This window comes from Telluria aromaticivorans, assembly GCF_013003915.1.
Taxonomy (GTDB): domain Bacteria; phylum Pseudomonadota; class Gammaproteobacteria; order Burkholderiales; family Burkholderiaceae_D; genus Telluria; species Telluria aromaticivorans.
The window spans coordinates 1174151-1191960 of the sequence record NZ_JABAIV010000001.1; the positions used below are offsets into that span (position 1 = coordinate 1174151).

Below are 17810 nucleotides of genomic sequence, written 5' to 3' on the forward strand. Positions count from 1 at the left end.
GTGTAACGTATGCCCCGATTCCCAGTCACACAATTGAATGTCTTAAACAACACAAGAATTGTTAATACGAAAATATATTGGTACGAATTCTTCAATTGCCGGCAAGTTCCCGTTCAAGGCCCTGCTTTGCCGAGGTGGACTGCCAGGTAAGGCGCAGTCCGGCTGGCCTTGCAGGTCGCCACTTCGGCCGGCGGGCCGGCACAGACCACGGTGCCGCCCATGTCGCCCGCTCCCGGCCCGACGTCGATGACCCAGTCGCAACCCGCCACCACCCGCATCGTGTGCTCGACCACGATCACCGTGTTGCCGGCGTCGACCAAACGGTTGAGCTGCACGACCAGGCGGTCGGCGTCGCTCGGATGCAGGCCGGTGGTGGGTTCGTCCAGCACATACAGGGTGTTGCCGCGGCCGGCGCGCTGCAGCTCGGAGGCCAGCTTGATGCGCTGCGCTTCGCCGCCCGACAGTTCGGTGGCCGGCTGGCCCAGGCGCAGGTAGTCCAGCCCCACTTCGCGCAACACTTCAAGTGCCCGCCCGACCAGCGGCTCGCCCTCGAAGAAGTCGATCGCCTCGCCTACCGTCATGCCGAGCACCTGGGCGATGTTGCGGCCGCGGTAGGTCACTTCCAGCGTCTTGGCGTTGTAGCGCGCCCCTTCGCAGGTCGGGCATGGCGCATACACGCTGGGCAGGAACAGCAGTTCGACCATCACGAAGCCTTCGCCGGCGCAGTGCTCGCAGCGGCCCTTGGCCACGTTGAACGAGAAGCGTCCGGCATCGTAGCGGCGCTTTTTCGCATCCGGCGTGGCCGCGAACAGCTTACGCACACCGTCGAACAGGCCGGTATAGGTGGCCAGGTTGGAGCGCGGGGTGCGGCCGATCGGCTTCTGGTCGACCCGCACCATGCGCCGCACCCCGTTCATGCCGGCCACGATGCGCCCCTCCAGCGGCAGCACCGCCTCCTGTTCCAGCCCCGGCTCCTCGCCCTCGCCGGCATCGGATTCGGGGGCGGCATGGCCGAGCGCCGCCGCCACCAGCTCGACCAGCACCTGGCTCACCAGGCTGGATTTTCCGGAGCCGGACACGCCGGTCACCGCGCTCAATACCCCGAGCGGGAATTCGGCGTCGAGATTGGTTAAATTGTTGCGGCTGAGGCCTTCCAGCCGCAGCCAGCCGGTGGGCTCGCGCGGGGTGCGCGGCGCCAGCGGCAGTTCGTCGAACAGGTAGCGGCGCGTCTCCGACGCACTCACCTTTTTCAGGCCCTGAGGCTCGCCGCTGTACAGCACCTGGCCGCCCTTCTCGCCCGCCGCCGGGCCGACGTCGACGATCCAGTCGGCCTGGCGGATCACGTCCAGCGCGTGTTCGACCACGAACAGCGAATTGCCGGCGCTCTTCAACTGGGCCAGCGCATCGAGCAGGGCCTCGGTGTCGGCCGGATGCAGGCCGGCGGACGGCTCGTCCAGCACATACACCACGCCGAACAGGTTCGAGCGCACCTGCGTGGCCAGGCGCAGGCGCTGCAGCTCGCCCGGCGACAAGGTCGGCGTGCTGCGCTCCAGCGCCAGGTAGCCCAGGCCCAGGTCGAGCAGCACGCCCAGGCGCGCGCACAGGTCTTGTGCGATGCGCTGGGTGACGATCATCTGCTCGGGATGTTCTTTCGCGCGCCGCTTGTCCTTCAGGGCCTCGCCGGCGGCGTAAGGCTTCATGAGTTCACTAAGGCGCGCCAGCGGCGTGCGCGACAGCTCGGTGATGTCCATGCCGGCAAAGGTCACCGACAGCGCTTCCTGGCGCAGCCGCTTGCCGCGGCACAGCGGGCATTCGGTACTGACCATGTAGCGCGCTACGCGCTTCTTCATCGAGGCGCTTTCGGTATTCGCAAAGGTCTGCAGCACGTAGCGGCGCGCGCCGGTGAAGGTGCCCTGGTAGCTGGGCGTTTCCTTGCGCCTGAGCGCCGCCTTGGTTTCCTTCGGCGTGAGCCCGGCGTACACCGGCACCGACGGCGTCTCGTCGGTAAACAGGATCCAGTCGCGGTCTTTCTTGGGCAGGTCTCGCCACGGGGTATCGACGTCATAGCCCATGGTGACCAGGATGTCGCGCAGGTTCTGGCCATGCCAGGCCGGCGGCCAGGCGGCGACCGCGCGCTCGCGGATAGTGAGCGTATCGTCCGGCACCAGCGAATGCTCGGTGACTTCGTAGACGCGCCCCAGGCCCGAGCATTCGGTGCAGGCGCCTTCCGGCGTGTTCGGCGAGAACGATTCGGCGTACAGCAACTCCTGCCCGGGCGGATAGTCGCCGGCGCGCGAGTACAGCATGCGCAGGGAGTTCGACAGCGTGCTGACGCTGCCGACCGACGAGCGTGCGGTGGGCGAGCCGCGCTGCTGCTGCAGGGCCACGGCTGGCGGCAGGCCTTCGATCTCGTCGACTTCCGGCACCGGCATCTGGTGGAACAGGCGCCGCGCATAGGGCGAGACCGATTCGAGGTAGCGCCGCTGCGCTTCGGCATACAGGGTGCCGAAGGCCAGAGAAGACTTGCCCGAACCGGACACGCCGGTGAACACCACCAGCGCGCCGCGCGGGATGTCGACATCGACATTCTTCAGGTTGTGCTCGCGGGCGCCGCGCACCCGGACGTAACCAACCTGGCCGTCGCCGGTGACCGGCATTCCTTTGTCTTTGTTGCGCATGCGATCCCCATCATGTCGGTCGATGGTCCATTGTCTTCCCCCGGGGCGGGCCTGACGGTGCGCTCACGAACGGTAAGGCTATGGCTGGGCGGCCAGGGCCAGCAGGCGGTCGCGCACCGCGCCGATGCCGTCCTGTCCGCGGAAGTGCGCGCTCACCCCCTTCGCCCGGGAGGCCACCCCCTCCCCGCCAACCCGGCGCAGGGCCGCCACCAGGCGCGCCGGATCCAGCCGGGCGGCGCGCAGGCTGGTGCCCACGCCGAGGGCTTTCACACGCGCCGCGTTGTCGAACTGGTCGTGGGCCAGCGGCACCACCAGTTGCGGCGTCCCTGCCCGCAAGGCTTCGGCCATCGTGCCGATGCCGCCGTGGTGCACCAGCACGCCGACGTGCGGCAGCAGCGCGCGCAGCGGCACGTAGTCCTGCCACGCTACCTGTGACGGCAGGTGGGCCGGCAACTGTTCGCGATGCGGCGTCAGGAAGATCGCGCGCAGCCCGAGCCTGGCCGAGGCGTCGAGGGCGCAGCGGAAATAGTGGGCCGCCTGGCGGTTGCCGGTACCGGGCGTGAACACCACCGGCGGCGTGCCCTCTTCGATGAAGCGGGCGATCCCGGGCGCCAGTTGTGCATCGGGTGACGGGTCGTAGAGGGGAAAATCGCCGCGCACCAGCGGCTGCGGCCAATCCGGCTGGGTCGGGGCGAACCACGCGGGAAACAGGGTCACCGACAGGTCGGGCACCTCCACGATGTGCTCGACCAGGTCATTCACCGGCGCCAGTCCATGCCGGGCGCGGGCCGCGTTCACGTCCGGCAGCGCCACCGGGTTGATCAACGCATCGCCTATGCGGCGCCATAGCCAGCGCCGCGCGCCCAGGGGCACCCAGCGCGGCACCGGGTAAGGCCCGAGCATCAGCGGATCGTGCACGGTCGGGATGTTGGACGGCGCCAGGTAAACCGCCGCCACCTTCAGGCCGGGCCGGCGCGCGCGGCACAGGTCTGCTTCGGGCAGGGCCAGCGGATGCGCCAGCAGCAGCACGCGCTCCCCCGCCGGCAGGCTTGCAATGAAAGCCGGCAGTTCGGCCATGGCCGGGCGCGTCGCGCGCCAGACCACGGCCAGGCCGCGCGTCGGATGCCACAGGTCGGGGTGATCAAGCACCGCTTCGTCCGCCGGCAGGCCGTGGAAGGGCAAGCCGGCCTGCGCCGCATACGGTGCGTGCTGCACCGGGCCGAGCAAGGTGACGCGGTGGCCGCTATCAAGCAGCGCCAGCGCCACGCGCATGAACGGGAACAGGTCGCCGGCCGAGCCGATGGTGACCACCACGAAGTGAAGCGGCGACGCGTTCATGGGGCGAGCCCGCCGCTCAGAAGCTCAGCGTGCCTTCGATCGAATCGTCCAGCGTCTTGCCGAGCACCGCGCCGACCACGATCTTGGCGCCGGCGACCGTATCGCCATGCTTGTTGTCCCAGTAGTAGCCCTGGCGCGGGATCACGCGGATCGCCGTGATGCGCGGGTCATCCTCGCCCTCGGTGAACCAGGTCTTGAGCATGAAATTCCACAGTTGCTTGATGCGCGCGCGGTCGGTCAGCACTTCGGCATAGCCGTCGACTTCGACGAAGCCCGAATGCGAGCATTTCTGGAAATAGAGTTTTACGGCCGGGTTGGCCGCGATTTCCGCGTTCTTGTGGCTGTCGCTGGCGCTCAGGAACCACAACTGGCCCGCGTCGTCGATCTCGCGCACGCTCATCGGGCGCATGCCGCGGCTGGGGCCAATCCCGCCCTGGGTGGTGAAGAAACAGGATTTGGCGTCGTCGACGATGTCCTTGAGGCATTCGACGGCGTCCGCGCCATTCAGGTCGCGGCGGTTGAGTTCTGGCTGGTTACGGTTGATCGAGTCCATGATGTCTCCCTTTGGCCACTGGCCGATAGGGAGACTCTAGCTGCGATCCGGCGGCGCGTATGTGGGAGCACGAACACTTGCGCCGCTAATGACCCGCTTTCAACCCGGCTACAGGAACCGGTCCAGGATCTTGCGCGTGTGCTTGTCGATATGGAACATGTCGCGCACCAGGAAGTTGATGCCGTGGCTGTCCGACACCAGCAGCGAGGCTTCACCGACACGGCGGATGTCTTCGTCGACCTTGAGAACGAACTCGGTGTCGCCGCGGTCGGTCTTCACATACCAGGTGCAGGGCGTGGCAAAGCTCGACACGTCCTTGATGTGCAGGATTTCGGGGATGAATTCGCGGCCCTCGATTTCTTCCTGCACCAGGCTGCGCATCTGTTCCGGCAGCCCGTCCAGGTCGTCGATCCAGGCGGCTTCCTTGCCGCCGTCCCGCACCAGCGAGATGCCGCGCGTCGGCGCCTGGATCGGGAAGGCGCGCACCGGGATGATGCCGACGTACTGCTCACCTTCGGCAGTAGTCAGCACCAGCTTGCCGAAGCTGTCGCGATGCAGTTCAAAATTCGGTTGGACAGTATTTGTCATCATTCGTCCCTGCTCTTATTCTTCATCGTCCGGATCCTGGTCCACGTTGCGCGCCTGCGCTTCGTAGAGGCGGTGGTAAGCGCCTTCGCGCGCCATCAGTTCGTCGTGGTTGCCTTCTTCCACTACCACGCCGCGGTCCAGCACCACCAGGCGGTCGGCGCGGTGCAGCGTCGACAGGCGGTGGGCGATGGCGATGGTCGTACGGCCCTTGACCAGGTTGTCGAGCGCCTTCTGGATTTCTTTTTCGGTTTCCGAGTCCACCGACGACGTTGCCTCATCGAGGATCAGGATCGGCGGGTCGATCAGCAGTGCGCGCGCGATCGAGATGCGCTGGCGCTCGCCGCCCGACAGGCCCTGCCCGCGCTCGCCCACCATCGAATCGTAGCCCTGCGGCAGGCGCAGGATGAACTCGTGCGCATGCGCGGCGCGGGCCGAGGCGATGATCTCTTCGCGGCTCGCACCCGGCTTGCCGTAGGCGATGTTCTCGGCGATGGTGCCGAAGAACAGGAAGGGTTCCTGCAGCACCAAGCCGATGTGGCGGCGGTAATCGGCCACTGCAAAGGTGCGGATGTCGACGCCGTCCAGCAGGATCGCGCCTTCGGCCACGTCGTAGAAGCGGCAAATCAGGTTCACCAGCGTGCTCTTGCCCGAACCCGAATGGCCGACCAGGCCGACCATCTCGCCGGCCTTGATCTTGAGCGAAATGCCGCGGTTGACGGCGCGGTTACCGTAGCGGAAACCGACTTCGCGCAGCTCGATATTGCCGGACACTTTCGCCACCTTGACCGGGTTGACCGGGTCCGGCACGCTCGACACGTGGTCGAGGATGTCGAAAATGCGCTTGGCCGCCGACGCCGACTTCTGCGTCACCGAGACGATCCGGCTCATGGAGTCGAGTTTCCCGTAGAAGCGCCCGCTGTAGGCGATGAAGGCCGTGAGCGTGCCCACCGTGATGTCGCCCTGCGACACCTGCCAGATGCCGAAGCACCAGATCACCAGCAGTCCCAGTTCGGTCAGCAGCGAGACGGTCGGCGAGAACAGGGACCAGACCTTGTTCAACTTGTCGTTGACGACCAGGTTGTGCCTGTTGGCTTCGCGGAAGCGTGCGGCTTCGCGCTTTTCCTGCGCAAACGCTTTCACCACGCGGATGCCGGGGATGGTATCGGCCAGCACGTTGGTGACCTCGCCCCAGACCCGGTCGATCTTCTCGAAGCCGGTGCGCAGCCTGTCGCGCACGACGTGGATCATCCAGGCGATGAAAGGCAGCGGCACCAGGGTCACCAGCGCCAGCCATGGATCCATGCTGAACAGGATCACGCCGGTCATGATGATCAGGAGGACGTCCGACAAAAAGTCGAGCAGATGCAGCGACAGGAAGACGCTGATCCGGTCCGAACCGCTGCCGATGCGCGACATCAGGTCGCCGGTGCGCTTGCCGCCAAAGAATTCAAGGGATAAGCGCAGCAGGTGTTCATAGGTCGTCGAGCGCAGGTCGGCGCTGATGCGCTCGGACGCCAGCGCCAGCACGTAGGTCTTGCCCCAGCCCAGCGCCCAGGCCAGCATCGACGCACCGAACAGCCCCCCCATATATAAATAGACGAGCGAGACGTCGATCGACTGGCCGTTCTGGTACGGGATCAGGACGTTGTCCATCAGCGGCTTGGTGAGGTAGGGCGGGATCATGTGCGCCGCCGTCGAACCGAGCATCAGCAAAAAGCCGACCAGCAGCTGGCCCTTGTAGGGCCTGGCGAAGCGCCACAGGCGGAACAGGGTCCAGGTCGACGGCGGGGTGTGCAGCACCTTGGCGCATACGGCGCACTCGGCGTCGTCAGCTTCGAGCGGCGCCTTGCAGCTCGGGCAGGCATGGTGGTCGGGCGCGGCGACCGGCTCGCCGGAGACGTGGCTGTGCAGCTGGTCGGCGAAGGCATCGGCCACGCGGATCGCGTGCAGGTTCTGCCCCAGCGTGAAGCGCCAGGAAGCGAGCAAGCCCTCGGTATCCACGAGCTCGAGGTGGCCGACGCCGGCGTGGTCGTGGTGGCGCAGCGCCAGTCCCGGACGCCAGGTCCAGTCGCGCCAGGCGCTTTCGCCCGGCGCGCGCGCCAGCAGGCGGCGGTTGGTGACCACCACCAGGCCCTTCGTGAAACGTAATTTCGCGTCGAGGTCAACCTCTACACTGTTTAAAACGTTTTCCCCTGGTGCAAGCTGTTTCGTAACGTCATTTTGCCAATGATCAGGCAAAACCTTGGCGGTGACCGCCACAGACGACGGAATAGCAAGTTGTTGAGTTGTCATGTAGTGCGCCCGACATCAGGCAGTGAGTTCTGGTGGGATGTGCAACATGGACGCTTTGACAGCGCACAAGTCTGCCGGCGTGTCCGTTTGCGTGAAATGTTCCACAAACAGATATAACGTTTCTGCTTATCCTTTGGATGACAGGAACGAAACTTGGCAGAAAACGTTTCGGCACGGTAAGCTTCGGGCCGGCAAGTATACATGATGTGCGCTGCGGAAAACCGGCTTTCGGTACCGTAGCGACAGGCAGGCAAACCTAGGTAAAGGCAGGCGGCATGCGAGCAGCCGCGGCCGGCAAAGACATTTTTTCATGAACAAGAAGAACGACATCAAGTTCCTCCGTGTGAACCACCTGCGCGGCCCGAACATCTGGACCTACCGGCCTGTGATCGAAGCCTGGCTCGACATCGGCGAGCTCGAAGAATTCCCCTCGAATACCCTGCCCGGCTTCACCGAGCGCCTGGTCGCCTGGCTGCCGGGCCTGGCCGTGCACCGCTGCGGCGTCGGCGAACCCGGCGGCTTCATAGAACGCCTGCGCGACGGCACCTGGGCCGGCCACATCCTCGAGCACATCGTGCTCGAATTGCAGAACATGGCCGGCATGAAGACCGGCTTCGGCAAGACCCGCTCGACCGGCGAGCATGGCATCTACAAGATGGCCTTCCGCACCCGCGACCCGGTCGTCGGCCGCGCCGCGCTCGACGCCGGCCACGCCCTGATCATGGCGGCCATCAACGACACCCCGTTCGACATGCCTGCGACCGTGCAGCGTCTGACCGATCTGGTCGACCGCTTTTGCCTGGGCCCGTCGACCGCGCACATCGTCGACGGAGCGACCGACCGCGGCATCCCCTCGATCCGCTTAACCGAAGGCAACTTGGTGCAGCTCGGCTACGGCGCCGCGCAGCGCCGCATCTGGACTGCCGAAACCGACCGCACCAGCGCGATCGGCGAAGGCATCGCCAGCGACAAGGACCTGACCAAGAACCTGCTCGCCTCGTGCGGCGTGCCGGTGCCGGAAGGCGCCCTGGTGCGCAGCGCCGACGACGCATGGGAAGAAGCCCAGGACATCGGCCTGCCGGTCGTGGTCAAGCCGGTCGACGGCAACCACGGGCGCGGCGTGACCCTGAACCTGATGAGCGAGGCCGACGTCCGGGCCGCGTATGCGATCGCCTCGGAAGCCGGCGACAGTAGCGCGGTACTGGTCGAGCGCTTCATCCCGGGTAACGAACACCGCCTGCTGGTGGTCGGCCGCAAGGTGGTCGCTGCCGCCAGGGGCGAATCGCTCTGGGTGACCGGCGACGGTGCGCAGACCGTCATCGAACTGTGCGACAGCCAGATCAACACCGACCCGCGCCGCGGCGAGAGCGAAGAACACCCGCTCGGCCGCGTCACCCCGCACGACGACGAGATCATGCTGGACCTGAAGCGCCAGGGCCTCACGCCGCAATCCGTGCCGCAGGCGGGCCAGAAAGTGCTGATCCAGGTGAACGGCAACGTGGCCGACGACGTCACCGACCAGATGCACCCGTCGGTCGCGCATGCCGCGGCCCTGGCCGCGCGCATCGTCGGCCTGGACATCGCCGGCATCGACCTGGTCACCGACGATATCAGCCGCCCGCTGATCGATACGCGCGGCGCGATCATCGAGGTCAATTCGAGCCCGGGCCTGCTGGCCCACATCAAGCCGGCCAGCGGCGAGCCGCGCAATGTCGGCAAGGCGATCGTCGACCACCTGTTCACCGACAACGAAAGCGGCCGCATTCCCGTGGTCGGCGTCACCGGCACGCTCGGCACCAGCCTGATCGCGCGCCTGGTGGGCTGCCTGGTGCACATCACGGGCAAGCACGTGGGCGTGGCCAACGGCGAAGGCCTGTATCTCGATGCGCGCAAGGTCACCGCGAAAGACGCGACCGGCTTCGACGCCGGCCAGCGCATCCTGATCAACCGCACCGTGCAGACCGCGGTGTTCGAGTCGAACGCGCGCTCGATCCTGCTCGAGGGCCTGCCCTACGACCGCTGCGCGGTGGGCATCGTCACCGACATGGAAGGACTGGCCGGCCTGGACGAGTTTTACATCCGCGACCAGGAAGCGCTGGTCAACGTGATCCGCAGCCAGGTCGACGTCATCCTGCCGGAAGGTACGGCGGTGCTGAACGCCGCCAACGAGGCAGTGGCGGCGCTGGCCGAACTGTCCGACGGCCGCGTGATCTTCTATGCGCTCGACGAAGAGAACCAGGTCGTCGCCAGCCATCGCGCCGAAGGCGAGCGCGTGGTGTTCGTGCGCGACAACCGCATCATCCTGGCCGAAGGCTTCGACGAGGAAACCGCACTGCTGGACCTGTCGAAGATCCCGCCGGCGACCGTGAAGCATCCGGACAGCGTGCTGGCGGCGGTGGCCGCGGCATGGGCGCTGGGCGTGCCGCCAGACCTGATCTGCGGCGGCCTGCGCGCCTTCGACGCCACCCCTAAAAAGACGCATCACTAATACAAGAATGGCCCGGCCGCCGCGCCGGGCCCTGGTGCCCGCACCGCCCCGCCCGGGGCAATGCGGCGCCGCGAAAGGACTGACGGTTTATGGAAGTATCTCGCGTACGGGCCCTGCGTGGCCCCAATCTCTGGAGCCATCACACTTCGGTGGAGGCGATCGTCGCCTGCACCCTTGACGAAGAATCGATCGCCACCTTGAGCGGCTTCGAGGCACGCCTGCGCGCCCGTTTCCCGCAAGTGGGCTACCTGCAGCCGACCGGCCATGACGACACCGTGTCGATGGCCCAGGTGCTCGAGCGCGTTGCGCTGTCGCTGCAGGCCGAAGCCGGCTGCCCGGTCACCTTCAGCCGCACCACCGCCACGCTGGAACGCGGCATCTACCAGGTCGTGGTCGAATACAGCGAGGAAGACGTCGGCCGCCTGGCCATGCAATTGGCGCAGCAACTGTGCGAAGCTGCCCGCAACGACACCGTTTTCGATTTGGCCGCCGCGCTGGTGCGCCTGCGCGACGTCGACGAAGACGTGCGCCTCGGGCCATCGACCGGCTCCATCGTGCAGGCCGCCGTGGCCCGCAACATCCCGTTCCGCCGCCTGACCGAGGGCAGCCTCGTCATGTTCGGCTGGGGCAGCCGCCAGCGCCGCATCCAGGCCGCCGAGATCGACGCCACCGGCGCCATCGCCGAGACCATCGCCCAGGACAAGGAACTGACCAAGAAGCTGCTCGACGCCGCCGGCGTGCCGGTGCCGCAGGGCCGCAGCGTCAGCGACCCTGACGACGCCTGGGCCGCGGCCCAGGAAATCGGCCTGCCGGTCGTGATCAAGCCGAAGGACGGCAACCAGGGCAAGGGCGTGACGGTCAACGTCACCACCAAAGAACAACTCACCGCCGGCTTCCACACCGCCTCGGAATTCCGCGACGATATCCTGGTCGAGCGCTACCTGCCGGGCTACGATTACCGCCTGCTCGTCATCGGCGACAAGCTGGTCGCCGCCGCCCGCCGCGACCCGCCCTACGTGGTCGGCGACGGCGTGCACACCGTGCGCGAGCTGGTCGAGCAGGTCAACCGCGACCCGCGCCGCGGCGAAGGCCATTCCACATCGCTGACCAAGATCCGCTTCGACGACATCGCCCTGGCGACGCTGGCCGCACGCGGCATGGATGCCGATTCGAAACCGGACCAGGGCCAGCGCGTCGTGCTGCGCAATAACGCGAACCTGTCGACCGGCGGCACCGCAACAGACGTCACCGACGACGTCCACCCGGAGGTCGCCGAACGCTGCATCGCGGCCGCCCACATGGTGGGCCTCGACATCTGCGGCGTCGACCTGGTGTGCGACAGCGTGTTGAAGCCGATCGAAGAACAGAACGGCGGCATCGTCGAAGTCAACGCCGCGCCGGGCCTGCGCATGCACCTCTCGCCTTCGTTCGGCAAGAGCCGCCCGATCGGCGAAGCGATCGTCTCGACCCTGTTCGCGGACGGCGACGACGGCCGCATCCCGGTGGTGGCCGTGACCGGCACCAACGGCAAGACCACCACCGTGCGCCTGATCGCCCACCTGCTCACCGCAGCGGGCCTGCGCACCGGCATGACCAATACCGACGGCGTCTACATCGAAGGCCGCCGCATCGACAGCGGCGACTGCTCGGGCCCGCGCAGCGCGCGCAACGTGCTGCTGCACCCCGACGTCGACGCGGCCGTGTTCGAGACCGCGCGCGGCGGCCTGCTGCGCGAAGGCCTGGCCTTCGATCGCTGCCAGGTGGCGGTGGTCACCAACATCGGCGCCGGCGACCACCTCGGCCTGAACTACATCACCACCCTGGAAGACCTGGCGGTGCTCAAGCGCGTGATCGTCCAGAACGTCGCTGTAGGCGGCATGGCCGTGCTCAATGCAGCCGACCCGGTGGTCGCGGCGATGGCCGAGAACACCCATGGCGACGTGACCTTCTTCGCGCTCGACGTGAACAACCCCTTGATGTCGATGCACCGCGCCCAGGGCCGCCGCGTCGTCTTCGTCGAAGACGGCCAGCTGGTTGCGGCGCAGGGCAAGATCGAGCACCGCGTGCCATTGGCCGAGGTGCCGATCACCCGCGGCGGCGCGGTCGGCTTCCAGGTCGAGAACGTAATGGCCTCGGTGGCCGCCGCCTGGGCAGTCGACATTGCATGGGACGCGATCCGCGTCGGCCTGCGCACCTTCGTCGGCGAAAGCGACAATGCGCCGGGCCGCTTCAACGTGTTCGACTACCGCGGCGCCACCGTCATCGCCGACTACGGCCACAACCCGGACGCGATCGCCGCCCTGGTCAACGCCGTCGAAGCGATGCCGGCAAAACGCCGCTCGGTGGTCATCAGCGGCGCCGGCGACCGCCGCGACCAGGACATCAGCCAGCAGACCGAGATCCTCGGCCGGGCATTCGATGACGTGCTGCTCTACCAGGACCAGTGCCAGCGCGGCCGTCCCGACGGCGAAGTGGTCGCCCTGCTGCGCAGGGGCCTGGATGGCGCCACGCGCACCAGCCACATCGAGGAAATCAACGGCGAATTCGTCGCCATCGATCGCGCCCTCTCTCGCCTGGAAGCGGGTGACCTTTGCCTGATCCTGATCGACCAGGTGGACGAAGCGCTGGCGCACATCACGCGCCGGGTTGCCGAAGGCTGATGTCCGGTAGTTCGTCCATTCCTGCGCCGGCCCTGCCGGCGATGGGCTTGCCTACCCTGCTGCGGGCGCTATTCAAGCGTCCGCAGCCGCATTTGCAGGCGATGCCGGAACTCGTCACCGAGTACCGGCTCGACCAGATGCCTAACGACGATATCGCCCGCTACCGCGCGGCCTTCGGCTTCGCCGAGGGGCATGTCCCGGTCACCTGGTGGTACCTGCTTGCCCAGCGCGCGCACCTGGCGACGATGCTGGAACCGGGCTTCCCGTTCCGGATCGCCGGCATGGTCCACATGGAGAATGCGCTCGCCGAACATGGTCAGGCCGAACCCGGACAGCCGCTGGTCCTGCGCACGAGCGTGCGCATGCTGCCGCCATCGGGCAGCGGCGCCATGCGCTGCGTGCTGGAGACCGTCGGCAGTGCAGACGGTGCGCCGGTATTCGCATGCACCAGTACCTATCTGATCAAGCGCGGCACGCGGCGCGGCGGGAAGCCAGTGCGAGACGCTGCGGCGCCGGTTGGCGAGATCGTCGCGCGATGGACGCTCGATGCCGCCGCCGGACGCCGCTATGCACGCCTGTCCGGCGATTGGAACCCTATTCACCTGTATGGATGGAGCGCCCGGCTGATGGGCATGCGCGCGCCGATCATCCACGGCATGCACACGCTGGCGGCGGGCTGCGCGGCGCTGGAAAAGCAGTCGGGGCGCCACGCGACCGCGATTAGCTGCCGATTCCGGGCGCCGGTGGCGCTGGGAAGCTGCGTCGCATTGAGGGTGGAGAGCGCTTGCGCCAACTTCGCAGTGGAGACCGGAGGCACGCCGGCCGTGACAGGAAGCTGCACCCTGGCCTGAGGCCGGCCCGGCCAGTCCTTGACCGGAACCCAAGGTGCAGCGCGTGCATCGACTGTTTAGGTTTTTTTGCTGACCCTGCCAACGGCGATCTTCAACATCTGCGCCTCCGTCTCCTTCATGACCTTGCGGTGACGGACCCACAGCCAGATTGCATACGCCGCGGTCAGCGGCATCGCCAGCACGGCGCCCCCGAAGACGCCAAGGCGAAGACGCAGCGAATTCACCTCGCTCGCCGTGGCGTTCCAAGGCAGCACCCCGAATTCGACAAACTGGAAATAGACAAGGCTGGCCAGCAGGGACAGCGCCACGATCATTCCCGACCGTACCAGGCTTTGCTTTCCCGTCGGATAGTTATATTTGGCCTTCGTCTTTTCAAAAACCTTCCAGTATTCGGGATCGACGCCCTTCGGGGTCTTGCCTGCAGCTTGTGAACTGTTCAATTTCGCATCCTTATCGAGAATTATTGCACCTGACTCCCCTTCTGCAGGAAGCGACCAGCATTGTAGAGCCTAGAAACAGCACGGCTAAGGGAAACTGTCGGCTCAGCGAATCTATTGCTTCTTCGCAAGCCTTGCTAAGACCCACTACCCATGCGGGTGAAAAAAAATTGTGGAGCGCTACGTCCGCAACCGACCCAAAGCAGACATAGCGAAACTCTGGGATGAGTAAGCGGCAGGAGATTTTGAGGGGAAAAGAGGAAGCTGCGCAGTCACACATTTACTTCATCGCACACTTATAACGTATGCACAGTCTGCGAAAGCGGCATCGCTGACCTATGATGTGTCTTACAGTTGCGCTGCGTCGAAATCCCCGATTCCCGGCCATGAACGCCTCTGACGTGTATTGAGCCCTCGTGCCGTTCCAGGGAAATTTCGTCGTACGTTCAACAACGCGACAGAACCCCGCTTCGAGGCCCGCCCTGATTGAGGGGCATCCGCTGCGCGCCCTGGTCTTGACCAGGGCTTTTTCGTAACCACGTCATAATTGCCATGTATCGTCGGTTTTCTACCGACCTACTTCCATTCCAGATGAGCCGATCGAACTATCACAACCGCGATCACAACGTCCTCAGCGAGGCTTCGCTGCACGACATCATGACGGCGCCCCCGTCATCGGCTGAAGCGCATGCCGCCCAGCGCCAGCGCCAACTGCAGGTTAGGCTGCACCTGGAAGCGCTGCGCGACGAGCGCGAGCTGGAGGCGGACCGCGGCTGGCACTGACGCCTGAAAAGGAAAAAATTAGCCTCGCAGCTAATGCCGTTCAGTTAACAGGGCGTTGAAAAAGGGACGCAACCCTCCGGCTTTTGTTGTCCGAAACGCGAATTTTTAGGGTTGGAACCCGCATTCCGCCTAAAAACCGGTTTCTAGCCGCTCTTTAGGTCGATTTTCGCCAATTTTTATCAATTCCGGGGTTCTGTCGCATTAGCGACCGTCGGCGGGCCAGTCATGTAAACTGCGGCGCCCGAATCCATGACGAATCGACATGCTTATCTTCAAAGGGATGCGTTTCCCGATCGATGTGATCCTGGTCTGGATCCGCTGGTATGCGAGCTACCCGCTGAGCTACCGGCATCTCGAGGAGATGATGGAAGAGCGCGGCGTGTCGGTCGACCATTCATCGATCAACCGGTGGGCGATTCGTTTTCTGCCGCTCATCGAGAAGATGGCCCGGAAACACAGGCGTCCGGTCGGCGGCAGCTGGCGCATGGATGAGACCTACATCAAGGTCAAGGGAGTGTGGAAATACCTTTATCGCGCTCTCGACAAGCAGGGCCAGACCGTCGACTTCCTGCTGACGGCCAAGCGCGACATGGCCGCAGCGAAGCGCTTCTTTGATAAGGCGATGTCGGCGAACGGCGATCCAGACAAGATCGCGATGGACAAGAGCGGTGCCAACAAGGCGGCGATCGACGAGGTCAACACTGGTCGCGACGTCCCGATCGTGGTGCGCCAGGTCAAATACCTCAACAATATCGTCGAGCAGGACCATCGCGCCATTAAGAGGCTGACCAGGTCCATGCTCAACTTCAAATCGTTCCGGTCTGCCGCCTCGGTGCTCGCCGGGATCGAGTTGATGCAGATTCGCAAGGGTCAATTCGAGATCAATGGCGCCGATGCGATGTCGTTCGCCGACCAATTTTCTACGTTGGCACGGATGGTCCGTCCCGCTTGAGTGGCACAGTGCCGTTCCAGGGAAATTTCGTCGTTCGTTCAACAACGCGACAGAACCATTTTGCGTGGTGTCTCCCATGGATGAAGCTGCACCCTACCATGAACGAAGGGCCAACTGCAGCTCACCAGCCAAGTTCCGACCGCAGGCATTCGGCGGTCTTAGGCTGATAGATCATCGAGTGCTATATCGTCACGGAGCGCCGACGTAAGTAGACGGACTCCGGCGACTGTAATCGACCCGAAGCGGACGTTGGCTGACAGCGAATCGCCCGAGCAATCTCCAAGGTCGGGGTGCACAGTCTGAGCTGCAGCATAAACAGGCCGTTGTCATCAAGGTGCAACGCTATCGCGTTATTGTGACTGGGTCTCCCACGTGATTCCCAGCGTGTTGGTCCGTTGACGTTCATTTGACGGACTTTTTTTCGCCACGCAGCCGACCCCACCGCCACCGCCGACCGCCTTCGTTCCGGATGCATATCCGGCAGGCAAAGGAACACCGCAGTATCGCGAGGAATACTATTCTTTGCTTTCCTTGCTTGGATTGATACTGCATGCTTGCCGACCGCAGCTAGGCAACACCACGCACTTGCTGAAACGATGGCCGAACTAACATCATGAGAACCGACATGCAAGACGCGACCGAAAGGATCCACCAGGATATCCTCGACAGCTTCGATGAAGAACTCGAGCTCGAACTGGACGACCGCGAGCTCGACGACGCGACCCTGCTTCCGAAGTCCGGACGCAGTCATGAAGAGATGCTTGCGCGGCGGCTTTATTTTCGTGAGCTCTTCCGCATGCAAGCTGAACTGGTCAAGCTGCAGGACTGGGTAGTTGCTACGGGGCACAAGGTAGTCATCTTGTTCGAGGGCCGCGACGCAGCAGGCAAGGGTGGCGTAATTAAACGTATCGCTCAACGCTTGAATCCGCGCGTCTGCCGGGTGGCCGCCTTACCAGCTCCAAGCGACCGCGAACGTTCGCAATGGTATTTCCAGCGCTATGTCTGCCATTTGCCGGCCGCGGGTGAAATAGTCCTGTTTGATCGTAGCTGGTACAACCGCGCAGGTGTCGAGCGCGTGATGGGCTTTTGCACGGACGAGGAATACGACGAATTCTTCCAGTCGGTGCCGGAATTCGAGCGCATGTTGGTCCGTTCCGGAATCCAGCTCATCAAGTACTGGTTCTCAATCTCTGATGAAGAGCAGAACGCGCGCTTTCTGAGCCGTCTTCAGGATCCGCTTAAGCAGTGGAAGCTCAGCCCCATGGATTTAGAGTCGCGCCGGCGCTGGGAGGAATACACCAAGGCCAAGGAAGTGATGTTGCTGCGTACCCACATCGACGAGGCCAGGTGGTGGGTAGTGCAAGGGGTAGACAAGAAGAAGGCCCGTCTCAACTGCATCCACCACCTGCTGCAACAAATCCCTTATGTCGAGGTTGAACGGCCATCGATTACGTTGCCTGAGCGCGAGCACCACGATGACTATGTGCGTCGCCCTGTCCCGAATGAAATCATCGTTCCTGAGTTTTATTGATGTGCTACCGCCCGTAGCGATAGAAAGTGAGGTAGTTATGGAAAACGTAGTGGAGCGCCGCGCGGAACAGTCCGCATCATCCGTTACTAAAGGTCCTTTGAAAACGCAGCAAGTCGTCCGGCAGGGCGTGCTCCTGCAATCGTGCGTGGGAACACTGAGCGCGGTCGAATACCTGAAAGCCAACGGCGTCCAGGGTTCGGTTATCGGTCGCGTGCTGTCGGGCGGCGAGGTTCGCGCGGACGACCGCGCATCCCGGGACATTCCGCGCGCGTGGGACTAAGCGCCGCAATGGAAGAGTCTGTCGTTAAATGGCGCGTATGACCTCGTGATTTCGGTCCGACATCGGAACAAAGCGTGCGATCTATCGGCCAGCGCCGCGGTGCTGTCCGTTGAAGCAAAAACGCCAAGGCCTGTGCAGTAAAAATGCCACATGCCGTGCAGGGCACCGCCGGGCCGCGACCGCCGAGTGACGGGCCGGTTTCGACCTATTGTGTTGAAAAACTCTCTGACAAGAGTGAGATCGGCGGGCTTGTACATAAGCTTTCCGAATTTAAGTACAAACTATACCTGCTGAAGCTGAGCTAGCTCGTCTTTAGGTTTCCGATATGCGCTAGTGGGGCTAGCTTCCTGGCCATTCGCCTTAGATTTTGCGCTACCGC

At 64.5% G+C, this 17810-nt stretch carries 13 protein-coding genes; 7 read left to right on the forward strand and 6 right to left on the reverse strand.

What is annotated here, in order from left to right; all coding sequences use genetic code 11:
• Window positions 1–113: 113 nt before the first annotated feature.
• The 5 genes from HGB41_RS05400 to HGB41_RS05420 all read right to left on the reverse strand — a co-directional run bounded on the left by HGB41_RS05400 (window position 114) and on the right by HGB41_RS05420 (window position 7449).
• The gene (locus HGB41_RS05400; protein ID WP_171081785.1) at window positions 114–2678 is read right to left on the reverse strand and encodes an excinuclease ABC subunit UvrA; all 2565 of its coding nucleotides are present in this window, start codon (window positions 2676–2678) and stop codon (window positions 114–116) included.
• A 78-nt stretch (window positions 2679–2756) separates the two neighbouring features.
• Complete coding sequence (locus HGB41_RS05405; protein WP_171081787.1) at window positions 2757–4016, reverse strand: glycosyltransferase; 1260 nt, start codon at window positions 4014–4016, stop codon at window positions 2757–2759.
• Window positions 4017–4032: 16 nt separating this feature from the next.
• Window positions 4033–4569 carry a pyridoxamine 5'-phosphate oxidase family protein gene (locus HGB41_RS05410; RefSeq protein WP_171081790.1) on the reverse strand — a complete coding sequence of 179 codons (537 nt, stop codon included), beginning with the start codon at window positions 4567–4569 and terminating at the stop codon, window positions 4033–4035.
• A 108-nt stretch (window positions 4570–4677) separates the two neighbouring features.
• Window positions 4678–5160, reverse strand: a complete 483-nt coding sequence (locus HGB41_RS05415; protein WP_371868449.1) for a cyanophycin metabolism-associated DUF1854 family protein — start codon at window positions 5158–5160, stop codon at window positions 4678–4680.
• A gap of 12 nt (window positions 5161–5172) precedes the next feature.
• Window positions 5173–7449, reverse strand: coding sequence for a cyanophycin metabolism-associated ABC transporter (locus tag HGB41_RS05420; protein WP_171081792.1), 2277 nt, complete (start codon window positions 7447–7449; stop codon window positions 5173–5175).
• A 310-nt stretch (window positions 7450–7759) separates the two neighbouring features.
• Here HGB41_RS05420 and HGB41_RS05425 point away from each other — a divergent pair, with 310 nt between their 5' ends.
• The 3 genes from HGB41_RS05425 to HGB41_RS05435 all read left to right on the forward strand — a co-directional run bounded on the left by HGB41_RS05425 (window position 7760) and on the right by HGB41_RS05435 (window position 13448).
• Window positions 7760–9937 carry a cyanophycin synthetase gene (locus HGB41_RS05425; protein ID WP_171081794.1) on the forward strand — a complete coding sequence of 726 codons (2178 nt, stop codon included), beginning with the start codon at window positions 7760–7762 and terminating at the stop codon, window positions 9935–9937.
• Window positions 9938–10026: 89 nt separating this feature from the next.
• A complete protein-coding gene (cphA, locus tag HGB41_RS05430) occupies window positions 10027–12597 on the forward strand; it encodes a cyanophycin synthetase (RefSeq protein WP_171081796.1) in 2571 nt (856 codons plus the stop codon).
• Window positions 12597–13448, forward strand: a complete 852-nt coding sequence (locus HGB41_RS05435) for a MaoC/PaaZ C-terminal domain-containing protein (RefSeq protein ID WP_171081798.1) — start codon at window positions 12597–12599, stop codon at window positions 13446–13448. The genes cphA and HGB41_RS05435 overlap by 1 nt, the downstream gene beginning before the upstream one ends.
• Before the next feature lie 56 nt (window positions 13449–13504).
• Here HGB41_RS05435 and HGB41_RS05440 read toward each other — a convergent pair whose 3' ends face one another.
• Window positions 13505–13888, reverse strand: coding sequence for a hypothetical protein (locus HGB41_RS05440; RefSeq protein WP_171081800.1), 384 nt, complete (start codon window positions 13886–13888; stop codon window positions 13505–13507).
• Between the two features lie 588 nt (window positions 13889–14476).
• Here HGB41_RS05440 and HGB41_RS05445 point away from each other — a divergent pair.
• From HGB41_RS05445 to HGB41_RS05460, 4 genes are all read left to right on the forward strand, one after another.
• Window positions 14477–14668 carry a hypothetical protein gene (locus tag HGB41_RS05445; protein WP_171081802.1) on the forward strand — a complete coding sequence of 64 codons (192 nt, stop codon included), beginning with the start codon at window positions 14477–14479 and terminating at the stop codon, window positions 14666–14668.
• Window positions 14669–14930: 262 nt separating this feature from the next.
• On the forward strand, window positions 14931–15620 hold the full coding sequence (locus HGB41_RS05450) for an IS6 family transposase (RefSeq protein WP_171081804.1): 690 nt from the start codon (window positions 14931–14933) through the stop codon (window positions 15618–15620).
• 625 nt (window positions 15621–16245) lie between these two features.
• Window positions 16246–17151 (forward strand): polyphosphate kinase 2, encoded by a 906-nt coding sequence (gene ppk2, locus HGB41_RS05455; RefSeq protein WP_371868450.1) that lies wholly within the window; start codon window positions 16246–16248, stop codon window positions 17149–17151.
• Window positions 17152–17188: 37 nt separating this feature from the next.
• Entirely contained in the window at window positions 17189–17431 is a 243-nt protein-coding gene (locus HGB41_RS05460) for a hypothetical protein (protein WP_171081809.1), read from the forward strand.
• The last annotated feature ends 379 nt before the right edge of the window (window positions 17432–17810 follow it).